11 protein-coding genes are annotated in these 14,827 nt (G+C 56.2%); 7 read left to right on the forward strand and 4 right to left on the reverse strand.

Features of this window, described 5'->3' with window-relative positions; translation table 11 throughout:
* Positions 1 to 21 precede the first annotated feature (21 nt).
* A complete protein-coding gene (locus ACJAXR_RS05600; protein ID WP_415057263.1) occupies positions 22 to 1,962 on the reverse strand; it encodes an ATP-binding cassette domain-containing protein in 1,941 nt (646 codons plus the stop codon).
* Positions 1,963 to 2,156: 194 nt separating this feature from the next.
* Here ACJAXR_RS05600 and ACJAXR_RS05605 point away from each other — a divergent pair, with 194 nt between their 5' ends.
* Positions 2,157 to 4,106: a transglycosylase SLT domain-containing protein gene (locus ACJAXR_RS05605; protein WP_415057264.1), complete on the forward strand. Its 1,950-nt coding sequence runs from the start codon at positions 2,157 to 2,159 to the stop codon at positions 4,104 to 4,106.
* Positions 4,107 to 4,121: 15 nt separating this feature from the next.
* Here the strand turns inward: ACJAXR_RS05605 and ACJAXR_RS05610 are convergent, their stop codons facing one another.
* Positions 4,122 to 5,054, reverse strand: coding sequence for a chemotaxis protein CheV (locus ACJAXR_RS05610; protein ID WP_415057265.1), 933 nt, complete (start codon positions 5,052 to 5,054; stop codon positions 4,122 to 4,124).
* 80 nt (positions 5,055 to 5,134) lie between these two features.
* The gene (gene nfuA, locus ACJAXR_RS05615; protein ID WP_415057266.1) at positions 5,135 to 5,719 is read right to left on the reverse strand and encodes a Fe-S biogenesis protein NfuA; all 585 of its coding nucleotides are present in this window, start codon (positions 5,717 to 5,719) and stop codon (positions 5,135 to 5,137) included.
* Between the two features lie 269 nt (positions 5,720 to 5,988).
* On the opposite strand from nfuA, the gene metH reads away from it, so the two are divergent.
* From metH to ACJAXR_RS05630, 3 genes are read left to right on the forward strand one after another with little or no spacing between them, the layout of a single operon-like run.
* Positions 5,989 to 9,681, forward strand: coding sequence for a methionine synthase (metH, locus tag ACJAXR_RS05620; protein ID WP_415057267.1), 3,693 nt, complete (start codon positions 5,989 to 5,991; stop codon positions 9,679 to 9,681).
* Between the two features lie 8 nt (positions 9,682 to 9,689).
* On the forward strand, positions 9,690 to 11,024 hold the full coding sequence (locus ACJAXR_RS05625) for an MATE family efflux transporter (protein WP_415057268.1): 1,335 nt from the start codon (positions 9,690 to 9,692) through the stop codon (positions 11,022 to 11,024).
* A 43-nt stretch (positions 11,025 to 11,067) separates the two neighbouring features.
* The gene (locus tag ACJAXR_RS05630) at positions 11,068 to 11,304 is read left to right on the forward strand and encodes a DUF2970 domain-containing protein (protein ID WP_415057269.1); all 237 of its coding nucleotides are present in this window, start codon (positions 11,068 to 11,070) and stop codon (positions 11,302 to 11,304) included.
* Between the two features lie 34 nt (positions 11,305 to 11,338).
* Here the strand turns inward: ACJAXR_RS05630 and ACJAXR_RS05635 are convergent, their stop codons facing one another.
* On the reverse strand, positions 11,339 to 11,461 hold the full coding sequence (locus tag ACJAXR_RS05635) for a hypothetical protein (protein ID WP_415057270.1): 123 nt from the start codon (positions 11,459 to 11,461) through the stop codon (positions 11,339 to 11,341).
* 273 nt (positions 11,462 to 11,734) lie between these two features.
* Here ACJAXR_RS05635 and ACJAXR_RS05640 point away from each other — a divergent pair, with 273 nt between their 5' ends.
* The 3 genes from ACJAXR_RS05640 to ACJAXR_RS05650 all read left to right on the forward strand — a co-directional run bounded on the left by ACJAXR_RS05640 (position 11,735) and on the right by ACJAXR_RS05650 (position 14,827).
* A complete protein-coding gene (locus tag ACJAXR_RS05640; RefSeq protein ID WP_415057271.1) occupies positions 11,735 to 13,393 on the forward strand; it encodes a nitrite/sulfite reductase in 1,659 nt (552 codons plus the stop codon).
* Positions 13,377 to 13,874: a DUF934 domain-containing protein gene (locus ACJAXR_RS05645; protein ID WP_415057272.1), complete on the forward strand. Its 498-nt coding sequence runs from the start codon at positions 13,377 to 13,379 to the stop codon at positions 13,872 to 13,874. Before ACJAXR_RS05640 ends, ACJAXR_RS05645 begins: the two co-directional genes overlap by 17 nt.
* A gap of 323 nt (positions 13,875 to 14,197) precedes the next feature.
* Positions 14,198 to 14,827, forward strand: coding sequence for a DUF5343 domain-containing protein (locus tag ACJAXR_RS05650; RefSeq protein ID WP_415057273.1), 630 nt, complete (start codon positions 14,198 to 14,200; stop codon positions 14,825 to 14,827).

Raw genomic sequence — 14,827 nt, forward strand, 5'->3', positions numbered from 1 at the left:
AATGCACAGCCCGCTGAATGTTCAGCTCTGGGTATCTTCCAGCTCGGCCCAGCGCTCCATGGCTTGATCCAGTTCGACCTGTTTTGCCGCCATTTTATCCAGTACCTCTGTCGTTTTTTCGATCGACTGCTGATAGAAGGATGCATCATTAACTTTGGCCTGCAAGGTTGCAAGTTCAAGCTCGAGCTTCTCCATCAGCGCCGGCAGCCCATCCAGTTCCCGTTGCAGCTTGTACGTCAGCTTGACCTTTGGCTGGGCTTGAATAAGAGCGCTCGCCGGAGCCACCACTGCAGGCTCGCTTGCAACCGGCGCAGGTGCTTCCTGCGTGTCCGGCGCCATAGCCCCTGAATCCCATTCGGCGAGCGACTCTACCTTGCCGCCCTGACGCAGCCAGTCAGCGTAACCACCCACATATTCTCTAACCTTGCCATGCCCTTCGAATACCAGCGAACTGGTCACCACGTTATCCAGGAACGCCCGGTCGTGACTGACCAGCAGAACGGTGCCATCGAAACCTGCCAGCACCTCTTCCAATAGCTCGAGGGTTTCCACGTCCAGATCGTTGGTCGGTTCGTCGAGCACCAGCATGTTGGCAGGTTTACTGAATAACCGTGCCAGCAGCAAACGTGCCCTCTCACCACCAGAAAGGGCCTTGACTGGGGTTCGGGCCCGTTCGGGGGAGAACAGGAAATCACCCAGGTAACTGATGATGTGTCGGCGCTCGCCATTGATCTCGATAAAATCTCGACCTTCAGAGATATTATCGATAACCGTTTGCTCCAGGTTCAATTGGGCACGTAGCTGATCAAAATAGGCCACCTCCAGCTTGGTCCCGTGCTTCACCGAACCGCTGGTGGGCTCCAACTGACCCAACAGCAACTTGAGCAAGGTACTCTTGCCCGAACCGTTGTTACCGATCAGGCCGATCCGATCACCGCGCATCACGTTCAATTCAAGATGACGGACCAGCGGCACATGTCCTGGCCAAGCAAAACTGACGTTATCCAGCTCAATAACGCGCTTACCGGAGGAATCGGCAGTCTCCAGCTGAAAACTGGCCTTACCCTGACGCTCCAGGCGCTGGGCCCGCTCATTGCGCATTTCTTTCAGGGCGCGAACGCGACCCTCGTTGCGTGTGCGACGCGCTTTGATGCCCTGGCGAATCCAGACCTCTTCCTGGGCAAGACGCTTGTCAAACAAGGCATTGGCAGTAGCCTCCGCAGCCAGTTGCTGCTCCTTATGCTCAAGGAAGCTCACGTAGTTGCCCTGCCAGTCGATCAACTGACCGCGATCCAGCTCCATGATGCGGGTGGCCAGCGCCTGCAAAAATTGGCGATCGTGGGTAATAAAAAGCACCGCGCCACGAAAATCGAGCAGGACCTGTTCCAGCCAGGCAATGGTGTGGATATCCAAATGGTTGGTCGGCTCGTCAAGCAGCAGCACATCGGGCTCGGCAACCAACGCCTGAGCCAGCAATACGCGCCGGCGCCAACCACCGGACAATTCAGACATGGCCTTGTCCGCAGGCAGGCCTAGCCGCGTCAACGTGGTTTCGACCAACTGATCAAGCCGCCAGCCATCCTTTGCTTCGAGTCGTTCCTGAACCTTTTCCAGACGCTGCAGTTCAGCATCTCCCATGTGTCCGGTTATCAGATGGTGGTATTCCGCCAACAGATCGCCCACTCCAAGCAGGCCGGCCGCCACCACGTCATACACCTTGCTGTCATCTGCTTTCGGCAGTTCCTGGGGCAGCTGACCGATCTTCAGGCCTGGCGCGTACCAGATTTCCCCTTCGTCGCTGGGTTGCTCGCCGTTGAGCAGCTTGAACAAGCTCGACTTACCGGCCCCGTTGCGCCCGATCAGGCACACGCGCTCGCCGCGGTCGAGCTGAAAGCCTACCTTGGATAGCAGCGGATTGAGCCCGTAGGCCAGAGAAACATCGGTAAAGGAAAGCAGCGCCATATAACACCTTTTGATTATGCAGGGCGGCATTCTACCTGCTGTAGCTTGGCACTGCATGCCATAGTTGAACACTTTATCCGCACACCCTATGACGCCGCCCGACAAACGGCTAAGCTTGGATCTCGTTGCGCGAAATCAATCGGCAGCACAGTCCCTTTCCACTCTTGTTCGCCCCTTTCTGTTCAGGACTCATGATGCAGCTCTATGTCACCGCGCTAATAAAAGCTCTACCTGCCATTCTACTGGCCGCGACCCTCAGTCTCAGCCTTGGCGCACAGGCAGACATCAAGCAGCAACGCCTGGCTTATGACCAAGCCATGACAGCCCTCAAAGCCGGTCAGCAGCAACGTTATGAGAGCCTATTGCCAGGGTTGAGAGATTACCCTCTCTACCCGTACCTCCTTCTGGAGTCGTTACAGCAGCGAGTCAGAACAGCGCCCAACCGGGAAATTGAAGACTTTCTGGCGTCCCATGGCGATCTGCCATTCGCCCAACGGCTCAAGAATGACTGGTTGCGCCGCCTGGTGCGAGAACGCGAATGGAGTCAACTGCGCGCAAAATATGATGCCAACAGCCAGGCCGCCGAATTCGACTGCCACCTGGCACTGCAGAGTTGGCGCGAGGGCAATCAGAGCGCCGCCATGAAACAGGCCGCAGCGCTTTGGACCGTCGGACGATCGCAACCCAGCGGCTGTGATGCCCTGTTTGATCGCTGGCGCGCTTCCGGCGGACTGACTGAAGACGTCGCCTGGGCGCGCATTCGCGAAGCCTTGCTCTATCGCGAGGATGCCCTCGCCCGGTATCTGGTGCGGTATGTGCCAGGCCAGAGCGCCCTTGCGGAGCTATTTGTCGACACCGCGATCAAGCCGTCAATCCTCAGCCAGAGCGAACGCTATCGACCCGGCCCGGGCAAGCCGACCGACAAGCTGGCAGACATTGCCACCGTGTCACTGCGCCGATTGAGCCGCGATGACCCTGCCAAAGCCCTGTCCCTATGGCCGTATTATCGCGACCTGCCATTCACCCAGGAAGATCGTCTGGCGATTACCCGGGATATCGGCACTCGCATGGCCAGGCGGCACGCGCCCGAAGCGCTACCGTTCATGGCCGCTAACGACCCGAAAATGCTCGATGATCAGATCACCGAGTGGCGCGTGCGACTGGCCCTGCGTACCGGTCAGTGGCAAACCGCACAAAACCTCACCAGCAATTTGCCCGCCAGCCTGGCCGAGCAGAGCCGCTGGCGCTACTGGCGACTGCGCAGTGCTCAACTGGCCCGCCCCGAAGTAGGCGAACTGCGCGATGGCTACGGCGAACTGGCAAACGAACGCGATTTCTATGGATTTCTGGCTGCCGAGCGCAGCAACCAGCCTTATGCCTTGCGCCATAAACCTGCCCAGGTGGAACCTGCTGTCTTTGCCCGAGTAAGTAATGCCGCAGGAACCCAGCGCGCCAGAGAATTCTTTGCTCGCGGCCAAATAGTCGATGCCCGCCGCGAGTGGTACCACGTGGGCAAGGTATTCAGCCGCGAGGAACTGATCGCCCAGGCAATGATGGCGAAGGATATGGAATGGTATTTCCCGGCGATACGCGGCATCAGTCTGGCTCAACACTGGGATGACCTGGATATCCGCTTCCCCATGGCCTATCAGGAACCTATTCGTGCCCAGGCCGCAGTACGGCAGCTAAACTCTACCTGGGTGTATGCCATCACCCGTCAGGAAAGCGCCTTCATGGCTGATGCACGATCCCATGCCGGCGCCATGGGTCTGATGCAGCTGATGCCGGCAACCGCAAAGGAAACCGCCAGACGCTATGACATCACCCTGAACAACCCCAATGACGTATTAATACCCGAACGCAACATTGCTCTGGGCACCGCCTATCTCTCGCAACTGAACGGCATGTTCAAGGGCAATCGGGTGTTGGCTTCAGCCGCGTACAACGCCGGCCCGGGGCGCGTACGTCAATGGACACGTGAAATGCCTACCCTGCCGGCGGACATCTGGATCGAAACCATTCCGTTCGACGAAACGCGCACCTACGTGCAAAGCGTATTGAGCTATGCCGTTATCTATGGACAGAAAATGGGCATCCGCCAACCGGTCATCGAGCAGAACGAGCGTTATCTGGAAGCCTACTGATCGGGACGAGTACCCTCAGGCATTGATGAGTCTGAGGCGCTCTCTGACTACTTCAACCAGTTGATCTGGCTGAAACTTGGACAAAAATCCGTCGCATCCGACCTTTTCAACCATGGCCTTGTTGAAATTGCCTGACAATGAGGTATGCAGCACTACGTAAAGGTCCCGTAGACGTGGATCCTTGCGGATCTCGGAGGTGAGACGATAGCCATCCATTTCTGGCATTTCCGCGTCGGTAATCACCATCAACAAACGCTGGGCTATATTTGGATCTTCATCGGCCCAGGCCTGTAACTGTTTCAACCCGCGCAAACCATCCGTCGCCACATGCAATGTCAGATCCAGTTGCGAAAGAGTATCCTTGAGCTGAGCGATACCCGTTGGGGAATCATCCACCAACAGCACCTCTCGCCCACGCGCCTTGTCGAGCAATGCCGCATCAAGCAGGCCGTCACTGACTCGCGCGTTAAACGGTACTATCTCGGCCAGCACCTTCTCCACATCAATGATTTCGACCAGTCGCTGATCATCCAGACGGGTAATGGCCGTGAGGTAGTGGGAGCGACCCGCGCCGCGCGGCGGCGGTAACACGGCATCCCAGTTCAGGTTCATGATGCGGTCGACGCTGCCGACCAGAAAACCCTGCACCGAGCGATTGTATTCCGTGATGATAATAGTGCTCTCAGGCGTAACCGCCTGTGGACGCATACCAATGGCACCGGACAAATCGATGACCGGAATGGTCTGTCCGCGCAGGTGAATAACACCCACCACGTGGGGTGCACGCTGAGGTATCTGGGTCAGCCGTGGCAGCTGCATGACTTCGCGGATCTTGAATACATTGAGGGCAAACAACTGCTGGCCGGCAAGCCTGAACAGCAGTATTTCAAGGCGATTTTCGCCGACCAGTCGTGTGCGCTGATCAACGGTATCCAAAACTCCGGCCATGACGCGCCTCACTGGTGGGATGGCAATTCGATATACATAGCAGTATATCTATTATCGGCCCCCCCGGTTATTTCTGAAGCTTAGTAGAAGGCATTTTCCTTGACGGTGTGATCCGTCACGTCACGCACTGCAGTAATTTCCGGAATGCGCGCAATCATGGTTTTTTCGATACCTTCCTTGAGCGTCACATCGACCATACCGCAACCTTGGCAACCGCCACCAAACTGCAGAACAGCAACGCCGTCCTCCACTACATCGATCAATTTGACTTCGCCGCCGTGGCTGGCCAGCCCAGGGTTGATCTCGGTCTGCAGCAAATAATTGATGCGTTCGTTCAGTGGGCTCGCGTCGTTCACCATAGGCACCTTGGCATTGGGCGCTTTAATAGTCAGCTGGCCACCCATACGATCAGTCGCATAATCGACAACCGCATCTTCAAGGAAAGGCTCACTGACCGAGTCGATCCAGACATCAAAAGAATCGAGCTTGATCGTGCGGTCCTCTGGCTTTTCTTCACCGGGCTTGCAATAGGCGATACAGGTCTCGGCATAGGGCGTACCTGGCTGGGTAATGAATACCCGGATGCCGATGCCCGTAGTGTCCTGCTTGGACAGCAAGTCCGCCAGATACGCTTCAGCTGCCCCGGTGAGATTAATGCCTGCCATGTAATGCCTCGTGTTCAATGACTGTATTGCGACATTGTACGGGATCACAGCGCGCGGATAAAGACATACCTTTTTGGTAGGGTATTAGCGCTTAACCAGAACAAAGCACCGCAATGCTCGCCATTACGCTGCCGGGCAACACGTTGCCACTATAATAAGAACTGCGCCTGTATTCGTCCGTTGACTTGATCAGTACAAACACCTGCTTACAACCTACCCCGCGCATATCTGTTAAACTTGCCTGCTTTTAGTACACCTTCGGAGCCACCATGTCTGAGCGTTCTGCCCGCCTCCAAGCACTTCATTCTGCCCTGAGCCAACGAATACTGATCCTCGATGGCGGTATGGGTACGATGATCCAGAGCTACAAGTTCGAGGAGTCGGATTTTCGCGGCGACCGTTTCGCCGACTGGCCTTCTGACCTGAAAGGCAACAACGACCTGCTCGTACTGAGCCAGCCAGATTCGATAGCGGCGATGGAAAAGGCCTATCTGGATGCCGGTGCCGACATCATCGAAACCAACACCTTCAACTCGACCCGTGTCTCCCAGGGCGACTATGGGATGCAGGAACTGGCGTACGAACTGAACGTCGAAGGTGCCCGCCTGGCACGCCGGGTCTGTGACGAAAAAACCGCAGAAACACCTGATCGCCCGCGCTTTGTGGCCGGCGTGCTGGGGCCGACCAGCCGCACCTGCTCGATTTCCCCGGACGTCAACAACCCTGGCTTTCGTAACGTCAGCTTCGACGAACTGGTAGCTGATTACATCGAGTCAACCAAGGGATTGATTGAAGGTGGCGCCGATCTGATTCTGATCGAAACAATCTTCGACACACTTAACGCCAAGGCGGCCATTTTTGCTGTGCAGGAAGTCTTTGAACAACTCGGTTTCGAGTTGCCAATCATGATTTCCGGCACCATCACCGACGCCTCAGGCCGCACTCTGTCGGGGCAGACGACCGAAGCCTTCTGGAACTCCATTTCCCATGCCAAGCCGATCTCGGTCGGCCTGAACTGCGCGCTGGGTGCCAAGGAATTGCGGCCCTACCTCGAAGAACTGTCAAACAAAGCCAACACACATATCTCGGCACACCCCAACGCGGGTCTGCCCAACGAATTTGGTGAATACGATGAAACGCCCGAGCAAACGGCCGCCGTCATTGCCGAATTTGCTGAATCCGGCTTTCTTAATATAGTCGGTGGCTGCTGCGGCACCACGCCTGAGCACATTCGCGCTATCGCCGATGCGGTTGCCAGCTTCCCGCCGCGGACGATACCGGACATCCCCAAGGCCTGCCGTCTCTCAGGTCTTGAACCCTTCACCATCGACCGCAGTTCGTTGTTCGTAAACGTCGGCGAGCGGACCAACATCACCGGTTCTGCTCGCTTCGCCCGGCTGATCCGCGAAGACAACTACACCGAAGCCCTCGAAGTTGCCCTGCAGCAGGTTGAGTCCGGCGCGCAGATCATCGACATCAATATGGACGAGGGTATGCTCGACTCGAAGGCGGCCATGGTCACCTTCCTCAACCTGATTGCCGGCGAGCCCGACATTTCCCGCGTACCGATCATGATCGACTCCTCCAAATGGGAAGTCATCGAAGCGGGTCTCAAGTGCATCCAGGGCAAAGGCATTGTCAACTCCATCTCGATGAAGGAGGGCGTTGAACAGTTCAAGCAACAGGCACGCCTGTGCAGGCGCTACGGCGCCGCAGTGGTGGTCATGGCCTTTGACGAACAAGGCCAGGCCGATACCGCCGCGCGCAAACGGGAAATCTGCAAGCGCTCCTACGACATTCTTGTCGATGAGGTTGGTTTTCCACCGGAAGATATCATTTTTGATCCGAACGTTTTTGCCATCGCTACAGGTATCGAAGAGCATAACAACTATGCCGTGGACTATATCGAGGCCTGTGCCTACATCCGCGACGAGCTGCCCCACGCGCTGACCTCCGGCGGCGTCTCCAACGTATCCTTTTCCTTCCGCGGCAATAACCCGGTGCGCGAAGCGATCCACTCGGCGTTTCTGCTGCATGCCATCCGCAACGGCCTCAGCATGGGTATCGTCAACGCCGGTCAACTGGAAATCTACGATGAGATCCCGAAGAAGCTGCGCGATATCGTCGAAGACGTCGTCCTCAACCGCACTCCGGGCGGCACCGAAGCACTGCTGGCGATAGCCGATGACTACAAGGGTGATGGCACCGTCAGAGAGGCCGAAACAGAAGAGTGGCGCAATTTGGACGTCAACAAGCGCCTGGAGCACTCGCTGGTCAAGGGCATAACCGCCTGGATCGTCGAAGATACCGAAGAGGCCCGCCAGCAATGCGCCCGACCGATCGAAGTGATCGAGGGCCCACTGATGGCGGGCATGAATATCGTTGGTGACCTCTTCGGCGCCGGCAAGATGTTCTTGCCCCAGGTGGTCAAGTCGGCGCGCGTCATGAAGCAGGCGGTTGCCCACCTGATTCCCTTCATCGAAGAGGAAAAAGGTGATAAACCAGTAGCTAAGGGCAAGATCCTGATGGCCACAGTCAAGGGCGACGTGCATGACATCGGCAAGAATATTGTTGGCGTGGTACTGGGCTGTAACGGCTACGATATTGTCGACATGGGCGTCATGGTGCCCGCGGATAAGATTCTCAAGACCGCCATCGCCGAGAAATGCGACATCATCGGGCTCTCCGGATTGATTACACCGTCCCTCGACGAGATGGTGCATGTCGCCAAGGAAATGCAGCGTCAGGGCATCACTTTGCCGCTGATGATCGGCGGCGCCACTACCTCCAAGGCGCATACCGCTGTCAAAATCGAGCCACACTACAAGAATGACGCGGTTATCTATGTCACCGACGCCTCTCGCGCCGTAGGCGTAGCGACCAGCCTGCTGTCGAAGGAAATCAAACCCGACTACATTGCCAAGATCCGCGCTGAATACGAAGTAGTCCGTGAGCGCACCGCAAACCGCCGGGCTCGCACCGAGTACCTGAGCTATGAACAGGCCCGAGCGAACAAGATACAACTGGATTGGGACAGCTATCAGCCCCCTGTTCCCTCGTTCACCGGAACACGCACGCTGGAGAATATAGATCTGGCTGCGATTGCCGAGTTCATCGACTGGACCCCCTTCTTTATTTCCTGGGATCTGGCCGGCAAGTACCCGCGTATTCTCGGCGACGAAGTAGTCGGCGAAGCAGCCCGCTCGCTATTCGCCGATGGGCAGGAAATGCTTAAGAACATGATCGACAATAAATTGATCAGCGCCAAAGCGGTAGTCGGCTTCTGGCCTGCCAACCAGATCAATGACGACGACATCGAACTGCAGACCAGCAAGGGCAAGCCTATGGCGCTGCTGCACCACTTGCGTCAGCAGAACGTCACGCCGGACAAGAAGCCCAGCCTGTGCCTAGCCGACTACGTCGCCCCCAAGACATCCGGCAAGCAGGATTATATTGGCGGCTTTATCGCTACCGCCGGTATCGGTGCAGAGGAACTGGCCAAACAATACGAACAGAAGGACGACGATTACAACGCAATCATGGTCAAAGCCCTGGCTGACCGCTTGGCCGAAGCCTGCACTGAGTGGCTGCATCGCAAGGTGCGTACTGAGATGTGGGGCTACATCGAACAGGAAGACCTGGATAACGATTCACTGATTCGCGAGAAATATCAGGGTATCCGTCCTGCCCCAGGCTACCCAGCCTGTCCTGATCATACAGAGAAGGGCACCTTGTTCAGCCTGCTAGATCCAGAAAAAAACTGCGGAGTAACCTTGACCGAAAGCTACGCGATGTTCCCCACGGCCGCCGTCAGCGGCTGGTATTTCTCGCACCCTCAGGCCAAGTATTTTGCTGTAGGCAAGATCACCAAGGATCAGGTGGAGTCGTACAGCGAACGCAAAAACGCACCACTGGGCATAACTGAACGCTGGCTCTCGCCCAACCTGTCCTACGACAACTGATTGATTTGATGTCGATTCTGCCAGGCCGCGACAAACTCAGAACCATTACCTTTCTGGGTTTGCCCATTATGGGGGGCATGCTCAGCCAGAGCCTGCTCAACCTGGTAGACGCGGCGATGGTGGGCAGCCTTGGCAGCGCTGCATTGGCTGGGGTGGGTCTGGGCAGTTACCTCAATTTCATGGCTGTGGCTCTGGTCATGGGCCTGGGCGCAGGCGTGCAGGCCATGGTCGCCCGGCGGCGCGGCGAGGGTAATACCGATCAACTGGCGCGGCCACTCAACGAAGGTCTGCTGATCGCCGTCGTGCTGGCCGTCCCGCTGACACTCATCGGCTGGTTTCAGGCAGCCAATATCATGGCCTTCCTGACCGACGATGCAGCCGTTCAGGAGATTGGCACGGGCTACTTTCAATGGCGCACATTGGCCATCGTTGCCGTTGGCGCCAACTTCGCGTTTCGTGGCTACTGGAACGGCATACGCCGTACCGGCATGTATTTGCAGATTCTCATTATCATGCATCTGCTCAACGTGCTGATCAGTTACGGACTGATCTTCGGACGCTTCGGCTTACCAGAACTTGGCGCCACCGGCTCCGGACTCGGCACCTGCATCGCGCTATTTATTGGTACGGTTATGTACGTAACCATGACCTGGCGCAGCGGACGCTCCCACGGCTTTCTCGCTACACGACCGCGCAGCCGGGAGCTACGCGCAATGTTGCGCTTGTCCGTGCCCAACTCCCTGCAGCAATTTTTCTTTGCTACCGGCATCACAACGCTATTTTGGATCGTCGCTCAAATCGGCACCTCCGAATTGGCCATCGCCCATGTACTGGTCAACCTGTCTTTATTTCTCATATTGCCCGGCGTTGGTCTGGGCATGGCCGCGACCACACTGGTCTCCCATAGCCTGGGCGACCAGAAACCCGACGAAGCTTATCGTTGGGGCTGGGATGTGGCGCGCGTGGGTGTCTGCGTCTTGTTCGTGATGGGCATGCCCTTCTGGCTCGCACCCCACCTGGTTCTCAGCCTGTTCACCCAAGATCCGGAATTATTGGCGTTGGGCGAGTGGCCGCTGCGGGTCACCGGCATAGGTATGGCACTGGATGCCACGGCGCTGGTACTGACCCAGGCATTGCTGGGTGCCGGCGCAAGCCGCACGGTGATGGCGGTGAATCTAGGTAGCCAATGGCTGGTTTTTTTGCCCTGTGCCTATCTGGCTGGCCCTGTGCTGGGCGGCGGCCTGCTGACAATATGGATTTTGCAAAGCTGTTACCGCGCATCCACCTCGGTGATTTTTGCCCTGGTGTGGCGGCGTCGACGTTGGGCAGAGATTCGCATATGACCCTTGATGTGCGATGATCGATAAAACACAGGCCGGAGGCATTATGGATAAAAGCAAACAACACGAACCTCATCAAGAAGGCGACGGAATGACCTTCGGGCAGATGTTCATGAGTGTGTTGGCAGCCGCCCTGGGAGTGCAGAGCAGCAAAGCACGACAGCGTGATTTCACCAAAGGCAAACCAAGTCACTTCATCATGCTGGGGATCGCCTTTACGCTGACATTTGTATTGGTCATCGCGGGCGTAGTCAATCTGGTGTTATATCTAGCAGGCCTGTAAACAGGGAAAACTCGATAATCCGACGGAGATAGACTCAGCGCTGCGATAGCCAGAAAACTGCAGTCAAAACCGCGATAAAAATGAGCGCCACAGCGGCAAAGGCATCTAGGTTGCTGTCACCGTTGGTACCGGATTCCTGAATTTCTTGCTCGTTCATGGCGTTTTCCTTTTTCTTTTTGTAAACGGACTTTGGGTGTTTGCAGAGCGTACGTTAAGCTGGAGACGTCCCCGCTGTCAAACGTGCCTAGCGGCGAGCCCTGCAATGTCGGCCAAGGCCCTGTAGAACCTGCAGTTTCGATCTAAACATATAGATAAACATTCCTTTTGTGCATATCGAAAATTTGCTATCTTGCCGCCTCACGTTTCAGCCGATCGGGTAGAGCCAGTTAACAACAGCGCTCCCCAACCTTATTATCAACAGGTTGTCAGAATGTATATCTACGACGAGTATGACCAACGGATTGTCGAGGAACGTGTAGCCCAGTTCCGCGACCAGACCCGCCGCTATCTGGCCGGCAAGTTGACCGATCCCGAATTCCTGCCGCTGCGCCTGCAGAACGGCCTGTACGTCCAGCGTTATGCACCCATGCTGCGCATCGCCATCCCTTATGGCCTGATATCATCCAAGCAAGTGCGCAAGCTGGCGTTTATCGCCCGTGAATACGACAAGGGTTACGCCCACTTCAGTACCCGCCAAAACGTGCAATTCAACTGGCCGGCGCTGGAAGATGTGCCCGATATTCTGGCGCACCTGGCTGAAGTACAGATGCACGCCATCCAGACCAGCGGCAACTGTATCCGTAATACCACTACCGACCAGTTTGCCGGCGTCGCCGCCGACGAGATTGTCGATCCGCGCCCCTGGTGTGAAATTATCCGTCAGTGGTCAACCTTCCACCCGGAATTCGCCTATCTGCCGCGCAAATTCAAGATCGCCGTCAACGGTGCCACTGAAGACCGCGCCGCTATAAGTGTGCATGACATTGGCCTGAACGTGATCAAGAACGAAGCCGGCGAAATCGGCTTTAGCGTGCTGGTCGGTGGTGGCCAGGGCCGCACGCCCATGATCGGCAGCGAAATAAACGACTTCCTGCCCTGGCATCACCTGCTCACGTACCTCGATGCCATCCTGCGTGTATACAACCGCTATGGCCGTCGAGACAACAAGTACAAGGCGCGCATCAAGATTCTGGTCAAGGCTCTGACGCCCAGCGTCTTTGCCGAGAAGGTCAACGCCGAATGGGCACACACTCAGGATGGCCCCGCCACCCTGACCCAGGAAGAAGTGACCCGCGTCGCTGGTCACTTCAGCGCCCCCGCCTATGAAAGTTTCAGCGGTGATGATGCCGACTATCTGGCCAAGCGCACCAGTGAAAAAGGCTTCAACAACTGGGCAATGCGTAACATTCAGCCTCACCAGGTCCCAGGCTACGCTGCCGTGACCCTGTCCCTGAAGCCCACTGCCGTCGCACCCGGCGATGCCACCGACACGCAAATGGATGCCGCCGCCGATCTGGCCGACCGCTTCAGCTTTAGTGAGCTGCGTGTGACTCACCAGCAAAACCTGGTGCTTGCCGATGTACGCCAGTCTGACCTGCACGCCCTATGGGAAGCCGCCAAGGAACACGGGTTTGCCACGCCAAATATCGGCTTACTGACCGACGTCATCTGCTGCCCCGGTGGTGACTTCTGCTCGCTGGCCAACGCCAAGTCCATTCCAATTGCCGAAGCCATCCAGCGCACTTTTGATGATTTGGATTACCTGCATGACGTTGGGGAGCTAGACCTGAACATCTCCGGCTGCATGAACGCATGCGGCCACCACCATGTGGGCCACATCGGTATTCTGGGTGTGGACAAGAAAGGCGCCGAGTTCTATCAGGTCTCCCTGGGTGGCGACAGCGGTCGCAACGCCGCCATTGGCAAAATCCTCGGACCCTCCTTCGCCGCCGAAGACATGCCCGCCGTGGTCACCAAGATCGTTGCCGTGTACTTGGAAAGCCGCACACCGGAAGAGCACTTTATCGACACCTTCAAGCGTATCGGCATGGCCCCCTTCAAGGAGCGTGTATATGCAGCAACTCATTAAGGACAACGCACTGGTCAAGGAAACCTGGCACCTGCTGCCAACCGACACTACGCTGGATGGCCTGTCCAACTGCGACGACCTGATCGTGCCCCTGAACCTGTGGCTCGAACACGCCCACGCCCTGAAAGCCCGTGACGGCGGACTGGGTGTATGGCTGGAAAGCAACGAAGAAGCAGAAATCATTGCCGATGACCTGGAGCACTTTCAAGTCATCGCCCTGAACTTCCCGGTGTTCAGCGACGGCCGTAGCTACTCCAACGCCCGCCTGCTGCGTGACCGCTACGCCTACAAGGGCGAAGTACGCGCCATAGGCGACGTACTGCGCGACCAGCTATTCCTCATGAAGCGCTGCGGCTTTGACGCCTACGTGATTCGCGAAGACCGCAACGCTGAAGAAGCACTGCAAAGTCTCAAGGACTTCTCTGAGGTTTATCAGGCGGCTACAGATCAGCCACAGCCGTTGTTTCGTCGGCGGGGTTGATACCTCTGAGTTAAGGCCGGGGCGTTCTGCTCCGGTTGGTTTACCCCTCTCCTCTCTAAATAAAACGCGACCGTCCCACAGATAGCTGTGGGCGCTTGTTGACTGTGGGCGGGGAGAATCTCGTTGCCAATGGCTATCAAACCGTAGCAGTATGGTGATAACTGTTGACGCGCAGTCCCCTCTTTGGTGGCATGGATGCCTGTTTTTTTTCTTTCTACAGGCATCTACTGAGCTCCATGATCGGTGGCGGTGCGAAATATTCGACATCACGAACATACAATCGTAGGTTGCCGCGTCCCGGCAACTCGGCCAAGGAGAACTGTGTGTCCCACAATATCCCGTACATGACTTCACAAGTCAGATTAAAGACTTGTTTGGATAAAATCAAAGAGGCAAGCACCCCTGAGCTGTTTAACGAAAAATTCTTAAATGAAAAACTGGATATGAAGGGCGGATCAGCAAGAACATTACCTCCATATCTAAAAAGAATTAACTTCGTGGCCACTGACGGCACCCCAACTGACTGGTACAGAGAATTTAGAAACCCTGCACTTGCTGGGTCGGCAGCCTTTAAAGCACTTAAACACGCTTATGCAGAACTTTTCGACGTAAACGAAAACGTTCACAAAAAGGGTGACGCTGAAGTAAAAGGTATCGTCGCTCAAGTTACAGGCCTAGACCATGACAACCCCATTATTACTTACATAGTAGCAACTTTTAAAACACTGAAAAGTTACGCAGACTTCGAACAGCCAGTAGTAAATGCAGTCACTATGAGGAAGGCCGACTCTAAAGAAGAAAGCACAACGAACCCTCCGCGCCAGGCCAGCCCAAACGAGAGCATCGGTTTAAATATCGGATATAACATAAACCTTAATCTACCAGCGACTTCCGATATTGCCGTTTTTGATGCAATATTCAAAAGTCTAAGAGAGAATTTATTGAAGGGATGA

The sequence above is a fragment of the Halopseudomonas sp. genome (assembly GCF_047631575.1).
Classification (GTDB): Bacteria; Pseudomonadota; Gammaproteobacteria; order Pseudomonadales; family Pseudomonadaceae; genus Halopseudomonas.